The organism is Curtobacterium sp. PhB115 (assembly GCF_003752025.1).
Taxonomy (GTDB): Bacteria; Actinomycetota; Actinomycetes; order Actinomycetales; family Microbacteriaceae; genus Curtobacterium.
In genome coordinates this window covers 700,035-718,489 of sequence record NZ_RJKR01000005.1, presented here as the reverse complement: position 1 = coordinate 718,489, position 18,455 = coordinate 700,035, and the positions used below count along the sequence as shown (strand labels likewise).

18 protein-coding genes are annotated in these 18,455 nt (G+C 72.8%); 9 read left to right on the top strand and 9 right to left on the bottom strand.

Annotated features, from left to right (window positions below):
* Positions 1-29: 29 nt before the first annotated feature.
* Genes EDF19_RS03605 through EDF19_RS03595 form a run of 3 tightly spaced genes read left to right on the top strand, consistent with a single transcriptional unit; the run spans position 30 to position 4,476 of the window.
* Positions 30-884, top strand: a complete 855-nt coding sequence (locus EDF19_RS03605) for a carbohydrate ABC transporter permease (RefSeq protein ID WP_123679522.1) — start codon at positions 30-32, stop codon at positions 882-884.
* Complete coding sequence (locus EDF19_RS03600) at positions 881-3,205, top strand: glycoside hydrolase family 3 N-terminal domain-containing protein (RefSeq protein ID WP_123679521.1); 2,325 nt, start codon at positions 881-883, stop codon at positions 3,203-3,205. Before EDF19_RS03605 ends, EDF19_RS03600 begins: the two co-directional genes overlap by 4 nt.
* The gene (locus tag EDF19_RS03595; RefSeq protein ID WP_123679520.1) at positions 3,193-4,476 is read left to right on the top strand and encodes a glycoside hydrolase family 125 protein; all 1,284 of its coding nucleotides are present in this window, start codon (positions 3,193-3,195) and stop codon (positions 4,474-4,476) included. Before EDF19_RS03600 ends, EDF19_RS03595 begins: the two co-directional genes overlap by 13 nt.
* Positions 4,477-4,515: 39 nt before the next feature.
* On the opposite strand, the gene pgm is transcribed toward EDF19_RS03595, so the two are convergent.
* From pgm to EDF19_RS03560, 7 genes are all read right to left on the bottom strand, one after another.
* Positions 4,516-6,135: a phosphoglucomutase (alpha-D-glucose-1,6-bisphosphate-dependent) gene (pgm, locus tag EDF19_RS03590; protein ID WP_123679519.1), complete on the bottom strand. Its 1,620-nt coding sequence runs from the start codon at positions 6,133-6,135 to the stop codon at positions 4,516-4,518.
* A gap of 67 nt (positions 6,136-6,202) precedes the next feature.
* Complete coding sequence (locus EDF19_RS03585) at positions 6,203-6,469, bottom strand: hypothetical protein (protein WP_123679518.1); 267 nt, start codon at positions 6,467-6,469, stop codon at positions 6,203-6,205.
* A gap of 128 nt (positions 6,470-6,597) precedes the next feature.
* A complete protein-coding gene (locus EDF19_RS03580; RefSeq protein ID WP_123679517.1) occupies positions 6,598-7,260 on the bottom strand; it encodes a bifunctional 2-polyprenyl-6-hydroxyphenol methylase/3-demethylubiquinol 3-O-methyltransferase UbiG in 663 nt (220 codons plus the stop codon).
* The gene (locus EDF19_RS03575; RefSeq protein ID WP_123679516.1) at positions 7,257-7,889 is read right to left on the bottom strand and encodes a DUF2064 domain-containing protein; all 633 of its coding nucleotides are present in this window, start codon (positions 7,887-7,889) and stop codon (positions 7,257-7,259) included. Before EDF19_RS03575 ends, EDF19_RS03580 begins: the two co-directional genes overlap by 4 nt.
* A complete protein-coding gene (locus EDF19_RS03570) occupies positions 7,886-8,635 on the bottom strand; it encodes a glycosyltransferase family 2 protein (protein WP_123679515.1) in 750 nt (249 codons plus the stop codon). The genes EDF19_RS03575 and EDF19_RS03570 overlap by 4 nt, the downstream gene beginning before the upstream one ends.
* A gap of 279 nt (positions 8,636-8,914) precedes the next feature.
* Positions 8,915-9,985, bottom strand: coding sequence for an NAD(P)-dependent oxidoreductase (locus tag EDF19_RS03565; protein WP_123679514.1), 1,071 nt, complete (start codon positions 9,983-9,985; stop codon positions 8,915-8,917).
* Positions 9,982-10,959, bottom strand: coding sequence for an MTAP family purine nucleoside phosphorylase (locus EDF19_RS03560; protein WP_123679513.1), 978 nt, complete (start codon positions 10,957-10,959; stop codon positions 9,982-9,984). Before EDF19_RS03560 ends, EDF19_RS03565 begins: the two co-directional genes overlap by 4 nt.
* A 105-nt stretch (positions 10,960-11,064) precedes the next feature.
* Between EDF19_RS03560 and glp the strand changes: the two genes are divergently transcribed.
* The 6 genes from glp (at position 11,065) to EDF19_RS03535 (ending at position 16,609) form a co-directional block, all read left to right on the top strand.
* Positions 11,065-12,291, top strand: coding sequence for a gephyrin-like molybdotransferase Glp (gene glp, locus EDF19_RS03555; protein ID WP_123679512.1), 1,227 nt, complete (start codon positions 11,065-11,067; stop codon positions 12,289-12,291).
* Entirely contained in the window at positions 12,288-12,791 is a 504-nt protein-coding gene (moaC, locus tag EDF19_RS03550) for a cyclic pyranopterin monophosphate synthase MoaC (RefSeq protein ID WP_123679511.1), read from the top strand. Before glp ends, moaC begins: the two co-directional genes overlap by 4 nt.
* The gene (locus EDF19_RS18985; protein WP_185022650.1) at positions 12,788-13,300 is read left to right on the top strand and encodes a molybdenum cofactor biosynthesis protein B; all 513 of its coding nucleotides are present in this window, start codon (positions 12,788-12,790) and stop codon (positions 13,298-13,300) included. Before moaC ends, EDF19_RS18985 begins: the two co-directional genes overlap by 4 nt.
* Positions 13,300-13,746: a molybdenum cofactor biosynthesis protein MoaE gene (locus EDF19_RS18980; protein WP_185022649.1), complete on the top strand. Its 447-nt coding sequence runs from the start codon at positions 13,300-13,302 to the stop codon at positions 13,744-13,746. Before EDF19_RS18985 ends, EDF19_RS18980 begins: the two co-directional genes overlap by 1 nt.
* Before the next feature lie 87 nt (positions 13,747-13,833).
* Positions 13,834-14,232 carry a PLDc N-terminal domain-containing protein gene (locus EDF19_RS03540; RefSeq protein ID WP_123679510.1) on the top strand — a complete coding sequence of 133 codons (399 nt, stop codon included), beginning with the start codon at positions 13,834-13,836 and terminating at the stop codon, positions 14,230-14,232.
* 505 nt (positions 14,233-14,737) lie between these two features.
* Positions 14,738-16,609 carry an ABC-F family ATP-binding cassette domain-containing protein gene (locus tag EDF19_RS03535; RefSeq protein WP_123679509.1) on the top strand — a complete coding sequence of 624 codons (1,872 nt, stop codon included), beginning with the start codon at positions 14,738-14,740 and terminating at the stop codon, positions 16,607-16,609.
* Here the strand turns inward: EDF19_RS03535 and EDF19_RS03530 are convergent.
* Positions 16,606-17,055 carry a VOC family protein gene (locus EDF19_RS03530; protein ID WP_123679508.1) on the bottom strand — a complete coding sequence of 150 codons (450 nt, stop codon included), beginning with the start codon at positions 17,053-17,055 and terminating at the stop codon, positions 16,606-16,608. The genes EDF19_RS03535 and EDF19_RS03530 overlap by 4 nt on opposite strands.
* A 10-nt stretch (positions 17,056-17,065) precedes the next feature.
* Positions 17,066-18,391: a D-alanyl-D-alanine carboxypeptidase/D-alanyl-D-alanine-endopeptidase gene (dacB, locus tag EDF19_RS03525; protein WP_260216896.1), complete on the bottom strand. Its 1,326-nt coding sequence runs from the start codon at positions 18,389-18,391 to the stop codon at positions 17,066-17,068.
* Positions 18,392-18,455: the final 64 nt, after the last annotated feature.

The following is an 18,455-nucleotide window of genomic DNA, read 5'->3' as shown; positions in this document are numbered from 1 at the left end:
AGCCCACCGACAGAACCCGGGAGACCACCTTGGCGAAGCCCACCGCCGGCATCCGGCTGCGAGACCGGATCGGCTCCATCACCAGCGGCACCGTGGCGTGGATCTACGCCGCCCTGCTGATCCTGCCCTTCTACTACTTCGTGGTGTCGTCGTTCAAGGACAACGACGGCATCTTCGAGTCACCGCTCGCCCTGCCCGGCTCGTGGGACCTGTCGAACTTCACCGGCGCGATCCAGCAGGCCTCGCTCGGGCCGGCGATCGCGAACTCGGCGATCACCACGGTCGCCGCCCTGGTCCTGACGCTCGTGCTGGCACTGCCGGCCTCGTTCGCCCTGGCCCGGGCCACCGGTCGCGCCGGCCGCATCGTCGAGGGGCTGTTCTCGCTCGGGTTCCTCATCCCGTCGTTCGCGGCGCTGTTCCCGACGTTCCTGCTCGCCGCGGGCATGGGGCTGTTCCACACCCGGACGTTCCTGGTGCTGCTCCTGCCGGCCACCGCGATGCCCCTGGCGATCGTGATCCTGACGCAGTTCATGCGGACGATCCCGCGGGAACTGGAAGAGGCCGCGTCGATGGACGGGGCCTCGGCGTGGCAGGTGATGCGACAGGTGTACCTGCCGATCTGCATCCCGGGCATCGCGACGGTGCTGCTGCTCAACTTCCTGTCGTTCTGGAACGAGTACCTCTACGCCCTCGTGCTCATCGGACCGGACACCGCCCAACGGACGATCCAGGTGGCGCTCCCGACGCTCAAGGTCGACGCCGGCACCGACTACGGCATGCTCATGGCCGGCACACTCGTCACGCTGCTGCCGGTGTACCTCGTCTACACGATCCTGCAGCGCCAGATGCAGCGCGCGCTGGTGTCCGGGGCGATCAAGGGATGACCGACCGCCCGACCGACCGCCCGACCGACCGCCCGACCGCGACCAGCCTCGACGTCCGCGCCCGCATCGGTCAGCTCAACCAGCGTCTGAAGGGCTGGGAGGCCGTCCGCTGGGTCGACGGCCGCCCGCGGATCACCGACGTCCTGCGGGCCGAGGTCGACCGGTGGGGTGGGATCGGCGCCGTCTACGGTGTCCTCCGCGCCGACCCGTGGTCGGGCGTGCACTGGGGCAACGGCATCCCACCCGAACGCTCGGCGGAGGCCTACGCCGCCGTGCAGGACCACGTCGTCGCGCACAGCGACGGCGGCGTCCCGACGCTCTTCGTGGAAGAGGTCCCGCACGGACTGCAGGCCCTCGGCGGCACGACGGTCCCGGTGAACCTCGCCCTCGGGGCCGCGATGGACGAGCAGCTCGTCGAGGACCTCGCCGCCGCAGTCGCCGCCGAGGTCCGCGCCCGGGGCACCCACGTCGCCCTCGTCTCCGGGCTCGACGTCCTGCGCGACCCCCGCTGGGGCCGGAGCGAGGAGTGCTGGTCCGAGGACGCCGCCCTCGCCGCGATCATGGTCGCCGCCACCGTCCGCGGTATGCAGGGCAGCGGCCCCGGGCCGATCGACGGCCGGCACGTGGCCGTCGTCGCGAAGCACCTCGCGGGGCAGGGCGCCGGCATCGGTGGCCGCAACGGGTCCGGCGCGCCCATCGGCCGCCGCGAACTCGCCGAGGTGCACCTGCCCCCGGCGCTCGCCGCGGCACGCGAGCACGTCGCCGGCTTCATGGCCGCGTACAACGACGTCGACGGCGTGCCCTGCTGCGGCAACCGCGACCTGCTCACCACCACGATCCGTGACACCTGGGGCTGGGACGGCCTGGTGATGGCCGACGGCACCGCGATCGACCGGTTGCGTGACGTCACCCCGGACCCGGCATCGGCGGCAGCGCTCGCACTCCGCGCCGGGGTCGACCTGAGCCTCTGGGACGACGCGTACACCCACCTCGACGACGCCCTCGACCGCGGGCTCGTCGACACCGACGACCTCGACCGGGCCGTGGACCGGGTGCTCGACCTGAAACGCCGCGTCGGACTGCTCGCGACCCCGACACCAACACCAGCACCAGCACCAGCACCCGGCGCGGCCGAGAACGCCACGCCACCGGAGCGCGCGACCATCGCGCTCGCCGACCGTGCCGCACGTCGCGCCGTCGTCGCGCTGGGTGGTGCACTGCCCCGGATCGCCCCCGACGCCGTCGTCGCCGTGGTCGGTCCGAACGCCGACGACGTCGACGCCCTGCTCGGCGACTACTCGCCACCACGCCCGCCGGTCGACCCGGGCGCGGCAACGGTCCGCTCCGCCCTGGAGGCACGGCTCGGTTCCGACCGGATCCGCACCGCACGGGGCAGCGGGCTCCGACACCCCCTGCCGGACCCCGACGGGCTCGTCGCGGTCCGCTCCGCGCTCGCCGACGCCGACGTCGCGGTCGTGGTGCTCGGCGGTTCCAGCCGTCGGGCGTACGACGACGGCTTCGAGGACAACGGCGCGGTGAGCGGCCCCGCACCGGACACCACGAACGGCGAGGGGGTCGACCTGGCCTCGGTGGCGGTGCCCGAGGCGCAGCTCGAAGTGCTCCGCGCCGCGCAGGACAGCGGTCTGCCCGTCGTGGCCGTCGTCGTGGACGGCCGACCGCGGGTCCTGACCGAGGTCCTCGCGCTCGCCGAGGCGGTGCTCGTGGTGCCGTTCCCCGGGCCGTCCGGCGGCCGGGCGATCGTGGACGTGCTGTTCGGTGCACCGGCCGAGGGGCGACTGCCCGCGACCTGGCCCGGCGCCGACGGTGTGCTGCCCGTCGCCCACGACGAGCGGCTCGAGACGGCGCGCGGCTACGTCGACGTCGCGGCGACCTCGATCGTGACGGGCCTGCCCGGGCCGGGCGCGGGGGTGCACGTGGACCTGGCGGCGGGGGCGGACGCGGTCACCGTGGTGCGCCTCCGGGCCGGGGGAGTGGTGCGCGTCCCGGTGACCGTGCGCAACACGTCGGACGCACCCCGCCGGGTGTCGGTGCCCCTGTGGGGGCGGCGACGGGAGCCGGGCGTCCGGCCGCGGCGCCGACGACTCGTCGCGCTCGTGACGGTCGACGTGCCAGCCGGCGCGACCGTCGACACCGCGTACGACCTCGGGCTCGATGCGCTCGGCACGTGGGACGCTGGTCTCCGGCTCGGTGCACGGCCGCTCGAACTGGACTGCTGGACGGACGACGTGCTCGATCCACCAGGGTCGACGCGGACCGTCCGCGTCACCGACGGACAGGAGTCAGTGCGATGGGTGTCGTGACGGAGACGCAGCTCGAGGAGATCACGCCGACGCTCGTGGCGGCGGCCGACCGGGTCCGCGCCGCGGTCGGCACCGAGGTCGGCGACCGGGTCGAGCGTGCGCTCGTCCGGACCCTGCGCGACACGATCTCGCTCGACGACGACGGGGCCTTCGTCATCACCGGGGACATCCCGGCGATGTGGCTCCGCGACTCGACCACCCAGATGACGCCGTACCTGCGGTTCGTCGCCGACGACCCGGCACTCGCGGAGCTGCTCTGGGCGGTCGTCCGGCGACAGTTCCGGCTCATCGAGCACGACCCCTACGCGAACTCGTTCAACCGCGAGCCGAACGGCGCGCACTACGACCCGGACGACCTGAACGCCGACCCGCTGGTGTGGGAGCAGAAGTACGAGGTCGACAGCCTGGCGTACCCGGTGACCTTCGCGTACGCGCTGTGGCGGGCCACCGGCTCCACCGCGGTGCTCGACGAGCGGGCGCACCGCGTGTTCCGGACCATCGTGGCGCAGTGGCGTGCCGAGCAGGACCACGACCGCTCCGCGTACCGGTTCGTGCGCGAGGGCGCGATCCCCACCGAGACCTTGGCGCGGGACGGCCGTGGCACGCCCGTCGCGGTCACCGGGATGACGTGGTGCGGGTTCCGCCCCTCGGACGACGCGTGCACGTACGGCTACAACGTCCCGGCGAACCTGTTCGCGGCCGAGGCGCTGCTCGCGGTCGCCGCGATCGCCCGCGAGGTCTGGTCGGACGCCGGGCTGGCCGACGACGCGGACGTGCTCCGGGCCGCGATCGAGGACGGCGTCCGTCGCCACGGCATCGTCCCCGGTCCCGCAGGTGACCCGGTCTACGCCTACGAGGTCGACGGGCTCGGCGCCGGGCTGGTCATGGACGACGCGAACACCCCGTCGCTGCTGTCCCTGCCGCTGTCGGCGCCGTCGGTGCTCGACGAGACGGTCTGGACCGCGACGCGCGACGTCGTGCTGTCACCGGCGAACCCGTACTGGTCCAGCGGTGCCGTGGCCGCCGGGGTCGGCAGCCCGCACACCCTGCCGCGCCGGGTGTGGCCGATCGCGTTGGCGGTCGAGGGGCTCGTCTCCGGCTCGCCGTCCCGTCGCCGGGAGCTCCTGGACGTGCTCGTGGCGACCGACGGCGGCACCGGGGACATGCACGAGTCGTTCGACGTCGAGGACCCGACGCAGTTCTCGCGCCCGTGGTTCTCGTGGGCGGACGCGATGTTCTGCGAACTGGCGCTGGCGGCGGCCGAGGACTGATCCTCGACCGCCGCCAGTGCGGGTCCTGCTGGTGATCGACTAGGCGCCGAGGGCGGCGTCCACGATCTCCTTGGCCTCGCGCTGCACCTGCTCGAGGTGCTCCTGCCCGACGAAGCTCTCGGCGTAGATCTTGTAGACGTCCTCGGTGCCGGACGGTCGTGCGGCGAACCACGCCTTGTCCGTGACGACCTTCACGCCACCGACGGCCGCGTCGTTGCCCGGGGCCTTCGACAGCTTCGCGGTGATCGGGTCGCCGGCCAGGGTCTCGGCGGTGATGGCGTCGCCGTCGAGCTTCGACAGGCGGGCCTTCTGCTCCTTCGAAGCCGCGGCGTCGACGCGCTGGTAGACCGGGTCGCCGAACCGCTCGGTCAGCTCGACGTACAGCTGCGACGGGGTCTTGCCGGTGACGGCGACGATCTCCGACGCCAGGAGCGCCAGGATGATGCCGTCCTTGTCGGTGGTCCACGCCGTGCCGTCGGTACGGAGGAACGATGCGCCCGCGGACTCTTCGCCGCCGAACGCGACGGAGCCGTCGATCAGGCCGGGCACGAACCACTTGAAGCCGACCGGGACCTCCCACAGGCGGCGACCGAGGGACTCGGCGACCCGGTCGATGATGCTCGACGACACCAGGGTCTTGCCGATCGCGGCGTCCTCGCGCCAGGCCGGGCGGTGCGCGTACAGGTACTCGATCGCCACGGCGAGGTAGTGGTTCGGGTTCATCAGGCCGCCGTCGGGCGTGACGATGCCGTGGCGGTCCGAGTCGGCGTCGTTGCCGGTCAGGACGTCGTAGTCGTCCTTGTGCGCCAGGACGGAGGCCATCGCCGAGGGGCTCGACGGGTCCATCCGGATCTTGCCGTCCCAGTCGAGCGTCATGAACGACCAGGTCGGGTCGACGTCCGGGTTCACGACGGTGAGGTCGAGGCCGTAGTGGTCGCGGATGAGGTTCCAGTACGGCAGCGACGCACCGCCGAGCGGGTCGGCGCCGATCTTCACCCCGGCACGCTTGATCGCGGCGATGTCGATGATGTTCTCGAGGTCGGCGACGTACGTGTGCAGGAAGTCGTAGCGGTCCGGGGTGGCGTGCTCGGTGCGCTGCACCTCGGCGTTGCCGCCCTCGATGATCGCGTTCGCACGGTTGGCGATCCAGCTCGTGGCGTCGCTGTCGGCCGGTCCGCCGTGCGGCGGGTTGTACTTGAAGCCGCCGTCGCGGGGCGGGTTGTGGCTCGGCGTGATGACGATGCCGTCCGCCGTGTCGGTGTTGCCGGCGCGGTTGTAGCGGATGATCGCGTGGCTGAGCGCGGGGGTCGGCACGTAGCCGTTGTCGCTGTCGGCGAGGACGTGCACGCCGTTCGCGGCCAGGACCTCGAGCGCGGTGCGCTCGGCGGGGCCGGAGAGGGCGTGGGTGTCGCGGCCGATGAAGAGGGGGCCGTCGGTGCCCTGGGACTGCCGGTACTCGACGATCGCCTGGGTGATGGCGGCGATGTGGGTGTCGTTGAACGCGGAGTCGAGGGACGAACCGCGGTGCCCGGAGGTGCCGAAGACGACCTTCTGCTCCGCGATCGAGACGTCCGGCACGCGGTCGTAGTAGGCGGCGACGAGCTGGTCGAGGTCGACGAGGTCGTCTGCGGTCGCTGGGGTGCCGGCGCGGTCGTTCATGGGTCCATCCTGGCATCGCGGACCCGCGAGCGCCCGGCCGGCACACAGCCCGGCCGCGGTGCGCAGGTCAGGCGGTGCGGAACGAGCCCGTCGCGGTGCGGAACGAGCCGGTGGCGGTGCGGGTCGAGCCGGTTGCGGTGCGGGTCGACGCCGTCCAGGTGGCCGGACGCGAACGCTCGGTGTCCGTGAAGCGCCCGAGACGCCCCGTGATCGGCGCACCCGTGTAGGTGCCGATCGAGTCCGTGGAGCGGGCGCCGGTGAAGGTCCCGCGCTCGTCACGCCCGCCGAGTCCGGACACGAAGGTGCCGCCGAACGGGAAGGTGCTGTTCGTCATGGTGGTCTCCTCGATGTGGTGGCGGCATCGAGGATCGCCGGTCCGACGACCCTGACGCCGTCGGCTGGAGACTCCACCGTACGTCACTGTCTTGCATCATGCAAAAGAGCGGACGTGCGAGTGCGTGATCAGGCCAGCAGCTCGCAGAAGCTCCGTCCGGCGGCCGTCCAGCTCTGGCGTGCGACCAGACCGGCGTCCGCCGCGTGGCGGTGCAGCGCCTCGAGGCCGACCTCGGCCCAGGGGAACCCGGCGCTCTCGTGACCGTCGGCGTCCACCACGCGGGCGGTGTACACACGGTCGGCGCGTGGGTCGGGGTTCGTCTCGACGATGACCCGACCGCCGCTCCGGACGATGTCGCGGCAGCGTTCGAGCAGGCCAACGGGATCGCCACCGATGCCGATGTTGCCGTCGATCACCAGGGCGGTGTCCCAGTGCCCCTCGTCGGGGACCGCGTCGAACACCGACCCCTGGATCGCGGTGCCACCGGACCGCTGCGCGATCGCGACGGCCTCGGCGGAGACGTCCACGCCGAGCGCCGGGATCCCGAGCGTGCGGGCCGCGACGAGCATCCGCCCCGGACCGCAGCCGATGTCGATGACGGGGCCGTCGACGTCGTCGAGCAGGGAACGGTCCACCCGGTCGGCGGCGGCGCTCCACCGGCCGACGTCCATCGTGGTGACGGCGTCCGGACGCTCCGGGTCGGTCAGCCGGAGCCGGCCGTCGGAACGCAGGGCGCGGGCGTACGGCTCGCCGCCGCCGGCGCCGAACGAGACGGGTGCGTGCATGGTCATCGGTGACTCCCCACGGTCTCGGCACGGAGTGCCTGGGTGAAGCCGGAGTCCGGCGCGATCTCGGCGACCCGCTCGGCGTCCGGCACGGTGTCCACGTCGAGCAGCTCGCCGAGGATCCCCACGTCGAGCCCCGCGTCGGTCAGTCGGGCGAGCTGGACGGCGCCGGTGTCGTCCTGGGACATCGGGACGCCGCGCAGCAGGTCGCCGGACGGGTCGTGCAGGTACAGGGACCAGAAGCCGCCGTCCTCGGCGGGACCGAACCACGCATCGCGCTCCGGGGCGTCGAACACCGGCGCGAGGTCGTCGGTCGACACCTGCGGGGTGTCCATCCCGACCAGCAGCAACGGGCCGTCGACCGCGTCGAACAGGAACCCGAGGCGCTCGTCGAGCCCGCCGCCGGGCTGGTGGAGGACGTCGAAACCGGCGGCGGCGTCCGGCACCACGTAGCCGTCGAAGAACAGGACCCGGCGGGCAGCCGGCAGTGCGCGCACCGTGGCGAGGGTGTCCGCGAGGCTCGCCGAGGCGACGCGGGCAGCGCCCTCTGGCGAGAGCGCCGGCGTCAGCCGGGTCTTCACCTTGCCGGGCAGGCACTCCTTCGCCACGACGGCGACGGTCACCGCGGCGGTCACGAGCGTGCCTCCTCTGCCACGGGGGTGGAGCCGGCCAGGTGGCGGACCGGAGCCGGTGCGACGACCCGGACCCGGGCCTCCCGGCGGTAAGCGCGAAGCAGGCGGGTCATGTCGCGGACCGCGTTGATCGTGCCGCGGAGCGTGCCCGTCACCTTGCTGTCGCCGATGCGCTGCGCGTAGCCGATGTCGGACTCGTCGACGCGCCAGCCGGCTGCGTGGGCGGCCAGGACCATCTCGAGCGGGTAGCCGCTCCGGCGGTCCTGCAGGTCGAGGGAGACGAGGTCCTCGCGGCGCATCACGCGCATCGGGCCGAGGTCGCGCAGCCGGTAGCCGGTCGCGCGGTGCATGAGGACGGCGAGCACGCGGTTCGCGAATCGTGCGTGCGGTGCCCACGCGCCCTTGCCGGTCGGGACACGGCGGCCGAGGGCCAGGTCGACGCGGCCGCTGGCGACGCGGTCGACGAGCGGCGGGAGTTCGGCGGGGTCCATCGAGGCGTCGGCATCGCAGAACGCGACGAAGTCGGCAGTGGCGGCGAGCACGCCGGCGGCGCACGCGGAGCCGAAGCCCTTGCGGGGTTCGGTCACCACGAGGGCGCCGTGCGCGCGTGCGACGTCGGCGGACCCGTCGGTCGAGCCGTTGTCCACCACGATCGCGCGGTACCCCTCGGGGAGGCGTGCGATGACCTTCGGGAGGGCATCGGCCTCGTCGAGACAAGGGAGGATGACGTCGACGCTCATGTCGGTCATTCGGTGCGGTCCGTCGGATCGACGGGTCTGTTGTCCCATGCACTCGACGTAACACGACGACGCGCCGCGGGGTACAGGAACGCGGCGAGTCCTGGTCGTTGTGCGCAGTCGGGACGCGTCACGTCCCCGGAACGGGGGACAGGCGGACGGGAGGCCCGTGGCGGGGCCGCCACGGGCCTCCGGTCCGCCCTGTGGTCGCGGTCACTGCGTTTCGTGAGCAGGAATGGTCGGGTCGCGTCGGCCGACCCGACCGTTCCTGCTCACCATCCGAGCGCGGTGTCACTGGACGGCGCTGCGGAGCGGGGCCGTGGCGAAGTCGCGCATGCCGGATTCGAAGTCGACCTCGGCGCGCCAGCCGAGCTCGGCGGCGATGCGCTCCGAGCTCGCGGTGACGTGGCGGACGTCGCCGAGGCGGTACTCGCCGGTGACGACAGGCTGCGGGCCGTCCGGTCCGGCGATCGCCGCAGCCATGTCGCCGATGGTGTGCACCACGCCGGAACCGACGTTGTACGCACGGAACGAGTCGGCGGGCAGGTCCGAGGTCGCCGCGATCGATGCGGCGTTCGCCCCGGCGACGTCGTCGACGTGCACGAAGTCGCGCCGCTGTGCGCCGTCCTCGAACACGCGCGGAGCCTCGCCGCGCGCCAGTGCCGAGCGGAACAGGGAAGCGACACCGGCGTAGGGGGTGTTCGCCGGCATCCCGGGTCCGTACACGTTGTGGTAGCGGAGGGCGATCGCCCGGCCGCCCGTCGCGCGCGCCCAGCTCGAGGCGAGGTGCTCCTGCGCGACCTTCGTCTGCGCGTAGACGTTGCGGGGGTCGAGGGTGGCGGACTCGTCGATCAGGCCGGGCACGAGCGGCTGCCCGTCGGGACCGATCGGGTCGAAGCGGCCGGCGTCGAGGTCCTCGCGGCGGCGGGCCGGCGGACGGATCGGCGCACCGGACGCCGTCGTGTAGGCACCCTCGCCGTAGACGACCATCGAGCTCGCGACGACGAGTCGACCGATGTCGTGGCGGTCCATGCCGGCCAGCACGTACGCGGTGCCGGCGTCGTTCGAGGAGACGTAGTCGGGGGCGTCCTGGAAGTCGACGCCGAGGCCGACCTTCGCCGCCTGGTGGCAGACGACGTCGATGCCGTCGAGGGCTGCGTCGAGGGAGACCCGGTCGCGGACGTCGCCGTGCACGAACTCGATGCCCTGCTGCTGGTGCGCTCGCACGACCTCGCCGGGGTCGCCGTGCACGTCGTCGCGGAGGGAGTCGAGGACGCGGACCTCGTGGCCCCCCGCCAGGGCGCGGCGGACGATCGCTGAGCCGATGAAGCCCGCGCCGCCGGTGACGAGGAGGCGGGTCATGCGGTGGCGCTCGCGTCCGTGCCGACGTTCGTGCCGACGTTCGTCTGCATGATGCTGGCGCTCGCCGCGGCGGGGACGAGTTCGCGGGGCTGGAAGTCGGCGGGGATCGCTCCGACGATCTCGCCGATGGCGCGGACGATCACCTCGTTGGCGCGGGCGAGGCGCTCCATCACGAGGGCGTGGGTGACGGGGGCCTCGGCTGCGGGTGCTGCGGCCGCTGCCGGTGCGGCTGCGGCTGCTGCCGGCGTGGCTGCGGCTGTGGCTGCGGCTGCTGCCGGTGTGGCTGCGGCCACGGCTGCGGCTGCGGCTTCGTCCTCGGTCGGGGCCAGGCCGGCGTCGGCGTCGGTGACGAACGACAGGTTCACCGTGGCGATGCCGAGCTCGGCGGCCAGCGGGACCTCGGGCGTCATCGTCATGTTGATGGTGTGCCCGCCGGCTTCGCGCAGCCAGATCGACTCCGCGCGCGTCGAGAACCGCGGCCCCTGGATGACGACGCAGGTGCCCGTCGGCCGGAACGGCACGTCGAGCGCGGCGATGGCGTCGACGGCCGCGCGGCGGAGCGTCGGGTCGAAGGGGTCGGCGAACGACAGGTGCTGGACGTCGTCCTCGAAGAAGGTGTCCGCGCGGCCCCAGGTACGGTCGATCAGCTGGTCGGTCACGACGAAGGTGCCGGGGGCGTAGTCCGGGTGCAGACCACCGACGGCGCTCGACGACACGATCGCCCGCACACCGAGCGAACGCAGGGCCCACAGGTTCGCGCGGTGGTTGATGCGGTGCGGGGCCACGGAGTGCTCACGACCGTGCCGGGTGAGGAACGCCACACGTCGGCCGGACATGGTGCCGATGCTGATCGGGCTCGAGGTCGCGCCGAACGGCGTCGGGACGTCGATCTCGTCCGCGGTGCCGTCCTCGAACAGCTGGTAGAGGCCGGAGCCCCCGATGACACCGATCGTCACGGCTTCGTCGTTCTCCACAGGTCCTCCGGAAGGTCGTCGGCGCGGTCTGCGCGCTGGATACGCTACTGACGCCGGCCCCGGACGAACCGGGAGCGGCGACACCATCCCTGTTCGGAGGCACCTGTGCGAACGATCGGTCAGCACCGCGACGACGTGGCAGCGCTGGTCGCGCCCGTCCTGGCGGGCCTCGGAGCAGAGCCGCGCGCCACCGACGAGCTCGCCGTCGACGGCGGTGCCGGGCACGGACACCGGCTCCTCGCCGCGGCCGTCACGTCACCCGTACCGCTCCCGCCGTTCGACAACAGCCAGATGGACGGCTTCGCGGTCCGGGTGGCCGAGACCGGGCAGGACCTCCGGGTCGTCGCGCCCATCCCCGCCGGGGTCGTCCCCGCACCGCTCTCCGCCGGCACGGCCGCACCGATCATGACCGGCGCGCGGATCCCCGACGGCGCCGATGCCGTCTTCCCGGTGGAGGCCACGGCGCCCGGGGCCTTCCCGGCTGCGCTCGACCTGGCGCACGTCACGGTGCCCGCTGACCTCGTGCCCGGCACCTTCGTGCGAGCGACCGGCAGCGACCTGCCCCTCGGTGCGTCCATCGCTCCGACCGGTGCGCCGATCACCCCAGCCCTGCTCGGCGCGCTCGCGTCCGCCGGGGTGTCCACCGTGCAGGTCCGTCGACCACCGCGGGTCCTCGTCGTGTCGACCGGCTCCGAGCTGCAGGGCGCCGACGCCGACGCGGCGACGATCGGTGACGCGAACGGCATCGCGCTGCGGGCGGCGCTCGCCGAGGTCGGGGTCGCGTCGCGCACGGTCCGGGTGCCGGACGACGTCGACGCGTTCGTCGCGGCGCTCGACGGTGCTGTCGGGGAGTGGGCCGACCTCGTGCTCACGACCGGGGGCATCAGTGCAGGGGCGTACGAGGTCGTGCGGCAGGCGCTCGAACCCCGAGGACTCGTGGTGACCTCCGTCGCGATGCAGCCCGGCGGACCGCAGGCGCTCGGCACCGTCGTGCTCGGTGGACGCGCGGTGCCGGTGCTGTCGTTCCCGGGCAACCCGGTGTCCGCGCTCGTCTCGTTCGAGGTCTTCCTCCGTCCGCTGCTCGCGCCCCTCGTCGGGCTGCCGGCCGACCGGCCCGTGCAGGTGCTGCCCGCCGCGGCCGCCGCGTCGTCCCCGCCCGGCAAGCACCAGGTGCGCCGTGGTCAGGTCGTCGACGGGCGCGTGCACTTCGTCGGCGGACCGAGTTCCCACCTGCTCGCGCACTACGCCGCTGCCACCCACCTCGTCCACGTCCCCGTCGGCGTCGACACCGTCGAACCCGGCGACGCCCTGACCGTCTGGAGCCTCCGATGACCGAACCGTCCGACCCCGACCGGTCCGACGCTCCCGCCTTGTCGCACGTGCGGGCCGACGGGTCCGCGCACATGGTTGACGTCTCCGCGAAGGACGTCACCGACCGCTCCGCCACCGCGACCGCGACACTCGTCACCCGGCCCGACGTCGTCGCCCGCATCCTCGACGGCTCCCTGCCGAAGGGCGAGGTCATCGGCACCGCCCGCATCGCCGCGATCATGGCCGTGAAGAAGACCTCCGACCTCATCCCGCTCTGCCACCCGTTGCCGATCGCGGGCGTGCAGGTCGACATCACCGGCGCCGACGACCGCGTGGTGATCGAGGTGTCGGTGCGCACGACCTCGCGCACCGGCGTCGAGATGGAAGCCCTGACCGGCGCGAGCGTCGCCGCCCTGACCGTGTACGACATGGTGAAGGCCGTCGACCGCGCGGCCGCGATCACGGACGTCCGGGTGCTCGAGAAGCACGGCGGGCGTTCCGGAGACTGGAGCAACCGATGACCTCCGAGCCGACCAGGGGCCGAGCCGCCGTCGTGGTGGTGTCCACGCAGGCCGCCGCCGACCCGTCGCTCGACCGCACCGGACCGACCATCGCGGGCTGGCTGCGGGAACGCGCCTTCACCGTCGCCGAGCCGGTCATCGTGCCCGACGGCGGCGCGATCACCGAGACCGTGACCGCCGAACTGCTCGCCGGCGCCCGGTTCGTCGTCACCACGGGTGGCACCGGCGTCACGCCGACCGACCGGACGCCCGAGGCCGTCGCGCCGCTCATCGACCTCGAACTGCCGGGGATCACCGAGGAGATCCGACGACGCGGGCTCGCCGGCGCTGGACCGACCGCGCTGCTCACCCGGGGCGTCGCCGGGATCGCCGCCAGTGGTGCGCTCGTCGTCACCCTGCCGGGGTCGCGCGGTGGCGTCGCCGACGGGTTGGCGGTGCTCGACGGGCTGTTCGAACACGTGCTCGCACAGGTGCACGGCGACGGGCACGCCCCGCGGAGTGCCTCCTGATGCCGGACACCGACACCGGCGCAGCCGCTCGCGTCGTGCTCGCCGACGTGGTCGACCGCGCGATCACCGTGGACGAGGTCTCCGGGATCGTCGCCACCGACCAGGACGGTGCCGTCGTCACCTTCGCCGGGGTCGTCCGCGACCACGACGGCGGGAAGGGCGTCACCGCCCTCGACTACGAACGCCACCCGAGTGCCGGGGACGTCATCGCCGAGGTCGCCGGGACCATCGCCGGTGCGCACCCCGACGTCCGCATCGCCGTGCTGCACCGGGTGGGGGCGCTCGGCATCGGGGACGTCGCGCTCGCCGCAGCGGTGTCGTCGCCGCACCGGGCCGAGGCATTCACCGCCTGCGCCGACCTGATCGACCTGGTGAAGGAACGGGTGCCGATCTGGAAGCACCAGCGGTTCACCGACGGTTCCGACGAGTGGGTCGCCGCCCTCTGACGCCCGACCGGACCGTGGCCGAACCGCAACCACGTCACGCGTTCGGGGAATGGCGAGATCCCTCAGGTTCTCCATAGACTCGCGAACATGAGCGTCTTGTTGTCCGGGTTCACCATCGTCCTGCTGGTGTTCGCCCTGATCGACATCCTGACCAAGACCGACGACCAGATCCGTGGTCTGCCGAAGATCGCCTGGGTGATCCTCGTGATCCTGGTGCCGGTCGTCGGCAGCATCGTCTGGTTCGCCATCGGCCACGACTGGGCCCCGGGTGACCGGAACCACGGCCGGTACCTCGAACCCGCTCGACACGAGGACCGATACGCCACCCTCGGCGACGCCCGGAACGCCCACGGCGACAAGCGCGTGACCGGCACGGAGCAGGAACTCGCCGAGCTCGAGCGCGAGATCGAGTACTGGGAGGCGCAGGCTCGCCTGAAGCGCGCCAAGGAGGCCGCCGGCGAGGGCGACCCGTCCCCCGCGAGCTGACCGGCGCCTCCGGGCCGGCGTTCTTGCGCGTGCCCCGTCGCACGGTGCGAGGTCGCGCGCCTGCCCCGCCGCACGGTGCGAGGTTTCGCGCACTGTGCGAGCCGAAGTGCCTCGCACGCCGTGCGGAACCTCGCACACTGCAGGCCTCGCGTGCTCGCGTCGCACGGTGCGAGGTCTCGCGCCTGCCGGGTCGCACGGTGCGAGGTCTCGCGCCGAGCCGGTCGCACGGTGCGAGGTTTCGCGCACTGTGCGAGCCGAACTGCCCCGCACGCCGTGCGGAACCTCGCACACTGCGAACCTGACGGGCCCGGGTCGCACGGTGCGGGGTCCCGCGCGTGCCCCGCCCCACGGTGCGAGGTTTCGTGCCCACCCCGTCGCACGGTGCGAGGTCTCGCGCACTGTGCGAGCCGACGTGCCCCGCACACAGTGCGGTACCTCGCACACTGCGAACCGGACGGACGGACGGACGCACCCCGCACCCCGCCGCTCCGCCTACCCTTGACGCGTGGCTCATCTCCTCGGCGCCGAGAACCTGCATCTCGAGTTCCCCACCAAGGTCGTCTTCGACAACGTCACCCTCGGCATCGACGAGGGGGACCGGATCGGCGTGGTCGGACGCAACGGCGACGGCAAGTCGACCCTGCTCGCGCTGCTGTCCCAGCGCCTCGAACCCGACGACGGTCGCGTCACGCACCGCCGTGGCCTGACCGTCGGCTACCTCGACCAGCGCGACATCCTGCCCGAGGGCGCGACCGTCGGCAGCACCGTCGTCGGTGACCTGGAGGAGCACGAGTGGGCTGGTGACCCGAAGATCCGTGACGTCATCGGCGGACTGGTGTCGGACATCCCGTGGGAGGCGAACGTCGACGACCTGTCCGGCGGCCAGCGCCGACGGGTCGCGCTCGCCCGTCTGCTCGTCGGCGACTGGGACGTCCTGTTCCTCGACGAGCCCACCAACCACCTCGACGTCGAGGGCATCCAGTGGCTCGCCGAGCACATCAACCGCCGCTGGTCGTCGAACCAGGGCGGCATGGTGGTCGTCACCCACGACCGGTGGTTTCTCGACGCGGTGTCGACCGACACGTGGGAGGTCCACGACGGCGTCGTCGACCCGTTCGAGGGCGGCTACGCGGCGTACATCCTGCAGCGCGTCGAGCGCGACCGGCAGGCCGCGGCGAGCGAGCAGCGCCGCCAGAACCTCGCCCGCAAGGAGCTCGCGTGGCTGCGCCGCGGCGCACCGGCCCGGACGAGCAAGCCGAAGTTCCGCATCGACGCGGCGAACGCCCTGATCGACGACGTCCCGCCGATCCGCGACACGGTCGCGCTGGCGAAGACGGCGACCGCCCGCCTCGGCAAGGACGTGGTCGACCTGCTCGACGTCAGTGTCTCGTTCGACGGCACCCAGATCCTCGACCGCATCGAGTGGCGCATCGCACCGGGGGAGCGGACCGGCATCCTCGGCCCGAACGGTGCCGGCAAGTCGACGCTGCTCAACCTCGTCTCCGGCACGCTCGCGCCGACGAGCGGCCGGGTGAAGACCGGCAAGACCGTGCAGGTCGCGATCCTCGACCAGCAGCTCGCCGACCTGGCGCAGTTCGCCGACGACCGGGTGCGCGAGGTGGTCGCCCGCAAGAAGACGAGCTACGTCGCGGACGGCAAGGAGATGACGCCGTCGCAGCTGCTCGAGCGTCTCGGCTTCACGGCGGAGCAGCTCTCGACGCCGGTGAAGGACCTGTCCGGTGGGCAGAAGCGCCGTCTGCAGCTCATGCTCATCCTGCTCGACGAGCCGAACGTGCTGATCCTCGACGAGCCCACCAACGACCTCGACACCGACATGCTCGCCGCCATGGAGGACCTGCTCGACACCTGGCCGGGCACCCTGCTGGTCGTCTCCCACGACCGGTACCTGCTCGAGCGTGTCACCGACCAGCAGTACGCGGTGCTCGGCGGGCACCTCCGGCACCTGCCCGGCGGCGTCGACGAGTACATGCGGCTCCGTGCGGCCGGCACCGGTGGCGGGACCGCTTCTGCGGCTGCCGCCGCGTCTGCCGGGAGGCCCGACACCGCTGGCGGGACCGGCTCGGCCGGTGCCGTGGCCGGGTCCGGTGCCTCGGCCGGTTCCGGCGCGTCGGCCGCGGCCGCCTCGGGTTTGTCGGGCGCGGAGCGTCGGACCGCCGAGAAGGAGATGTCGGCGCTCGACCGCAAGATCGCGAAGGTCGGCGCGGACCGGAAGAAGCTGCTCGACGACTTCGCGACGCACGACCAGTCGGACTACGCCGGTCTCGGCGAGTTGCAGGCGAAGCTCGCGGCGCACGAGGCCGAGATCGAGCAGCTCGAGGAGCGCTGGCTCGAGGTCGCGGAGTTGCTCGGGGTCTAGCGGGTCTGCTCGGCGGGCTTCGCGTCCTCTGGGGCCCCGCCGCCGGGGTTCGCGACGACCTCCCACAGGTGCCCGTCGGGGTCCTGGAAGAAGCCGGACCACATGCCCCACGGCCGTGTGTACGGCGCCGCGAGCATCGTGGCACCGGCGATCCGGGCCCGGTCGAGGAACGCTTCCGCGTCCGCCTGACTGTCGACGAAGTGCCCGATCGTCGCTGCCGGACCGTCTGCGAGTTCCACGCCGGAGTCCTTCGCCATGTCGTCGCGCCCGTACACGCTGACGATGAGTCCGTCGTCGAGGGTGAACATCGCCGTCGTGCCGCCCGCTGCCGTCTCGGTCGGTGGGTACTCGGTGCCGATGACGCCGCTGCCCTCGATGCCGAGCAGCGCGCGGTAGAAGTCCGCCGATCGTCCGACGTCGGCGACGGCCAGGGTGATCGCGTGCATGCGCCGGAGGCTACCCCCGAGCGGCGGAGGCGTGTCCGCCGCAGCGCCACAACGCCGCTGCCAGGGCGTCGATCTCCTGCCGTGCGTCCGGATCACTCGTTCCCTCGGCGAAGACCGTGAACACGACGCGGTCCCCGGCGACCTCGTCGGTGACCCCCGTCAAGCCGTACATGTCGTCGAGCGTTCCGGTCTTGCCCCGGACGTGCCCGCGGGCGTCCGCTGCTGCACCGGTGAAGCGGCCGTGCTCACCGAGCGTGCCCGTGCGCCCGGCCACGGCGAGTCCGGCATCGACGGGGGCGAGGCCGTCCTGCTTCGCCGCGACGGTGCGCATCAGTGTGGTGAGCGCGGAGGCGGGCACCCGGTTGTCCGGGCTGAGACCGGAGCCGTCGACGAGTCGCACGGCCGCGGTCGGCACGCCGTAGCGGACCAGCGCCTTCGTGCTGCCTGCCTGCACCGCGTCGAAGGACCGACCGGCTCCCTCGGCGATGGCGACGTGGCGGGCGAGCACCTCGGCGAGGGTGTCATCGGAGTCGGTGAGCAGCATCCCGACGAGCTCCGACACCGTCGCGGACCGCACCGATCCGAGCACCTTCGCGCCGGATGCCACCGCCACCGAGGTCGTGTCCACCCGGACGTCCGGCCCGTGGAGCGCCGCGAACGCCGTCGCCGCGCGGGCCACCGCTCCGTCGCTCCGCATCGAGTACGACTCCGTCGGGTCGTCGCGGTCGCCGTCGACCATGAGCGCCGTGATGTTCGAGACGCTGCCGCTCGTACGGGCGCTCTCCGGCCAGCTCGGGTGCCAGGCGGGCCCGTCGAACAGATGCGTGTCGACCTGCACCGCGGTCACGGGCTGTCCGCCGCGCGCCGCGAGGACCTGCTCCGCGAGGTCGTCCAGGTGCGGTGCGTGCGGGTAGACGCTGTCCTGACCGGACGGCAGGCGGCTCAACGTCGGGTCCCCGCCGCCGACCAGCACCACGGTCCCGGGTTCGCCGCCGTCGACCACCGAGGTGGTGAACCGGTGATCGGGTCCGAGGGCGGAGACCGCGGCTGCGGCCGTCACGACCTTCATCGTGCTGCCCGTCTGCGTCGGTTCGTCGCCGCGGTGCGTCAGGATCGTCTTCCCCGTCCGGGCCGATCGCGCGTCCAGGAACAGCGAACCGGCGTGCCAGTGAGCAGCCAGACTGTCCGCCGTGCACAGTTCGTCCGCCACCTGCGCCTGACGCTGCGCACCGACGGCCGCGGTCGTCGCCGTGATCCCGACGCCCAGCAACACGACCACGATCGCGAGGACGAGGGTGTGTCGGCGACGACGGATGAGGGCACGGATCCTGGGCACGGGTTCATCGTGGCGTGTGCCCGGGCCGACGCACATCGACCAGGCGACCGAAGCGTCGTCGTCG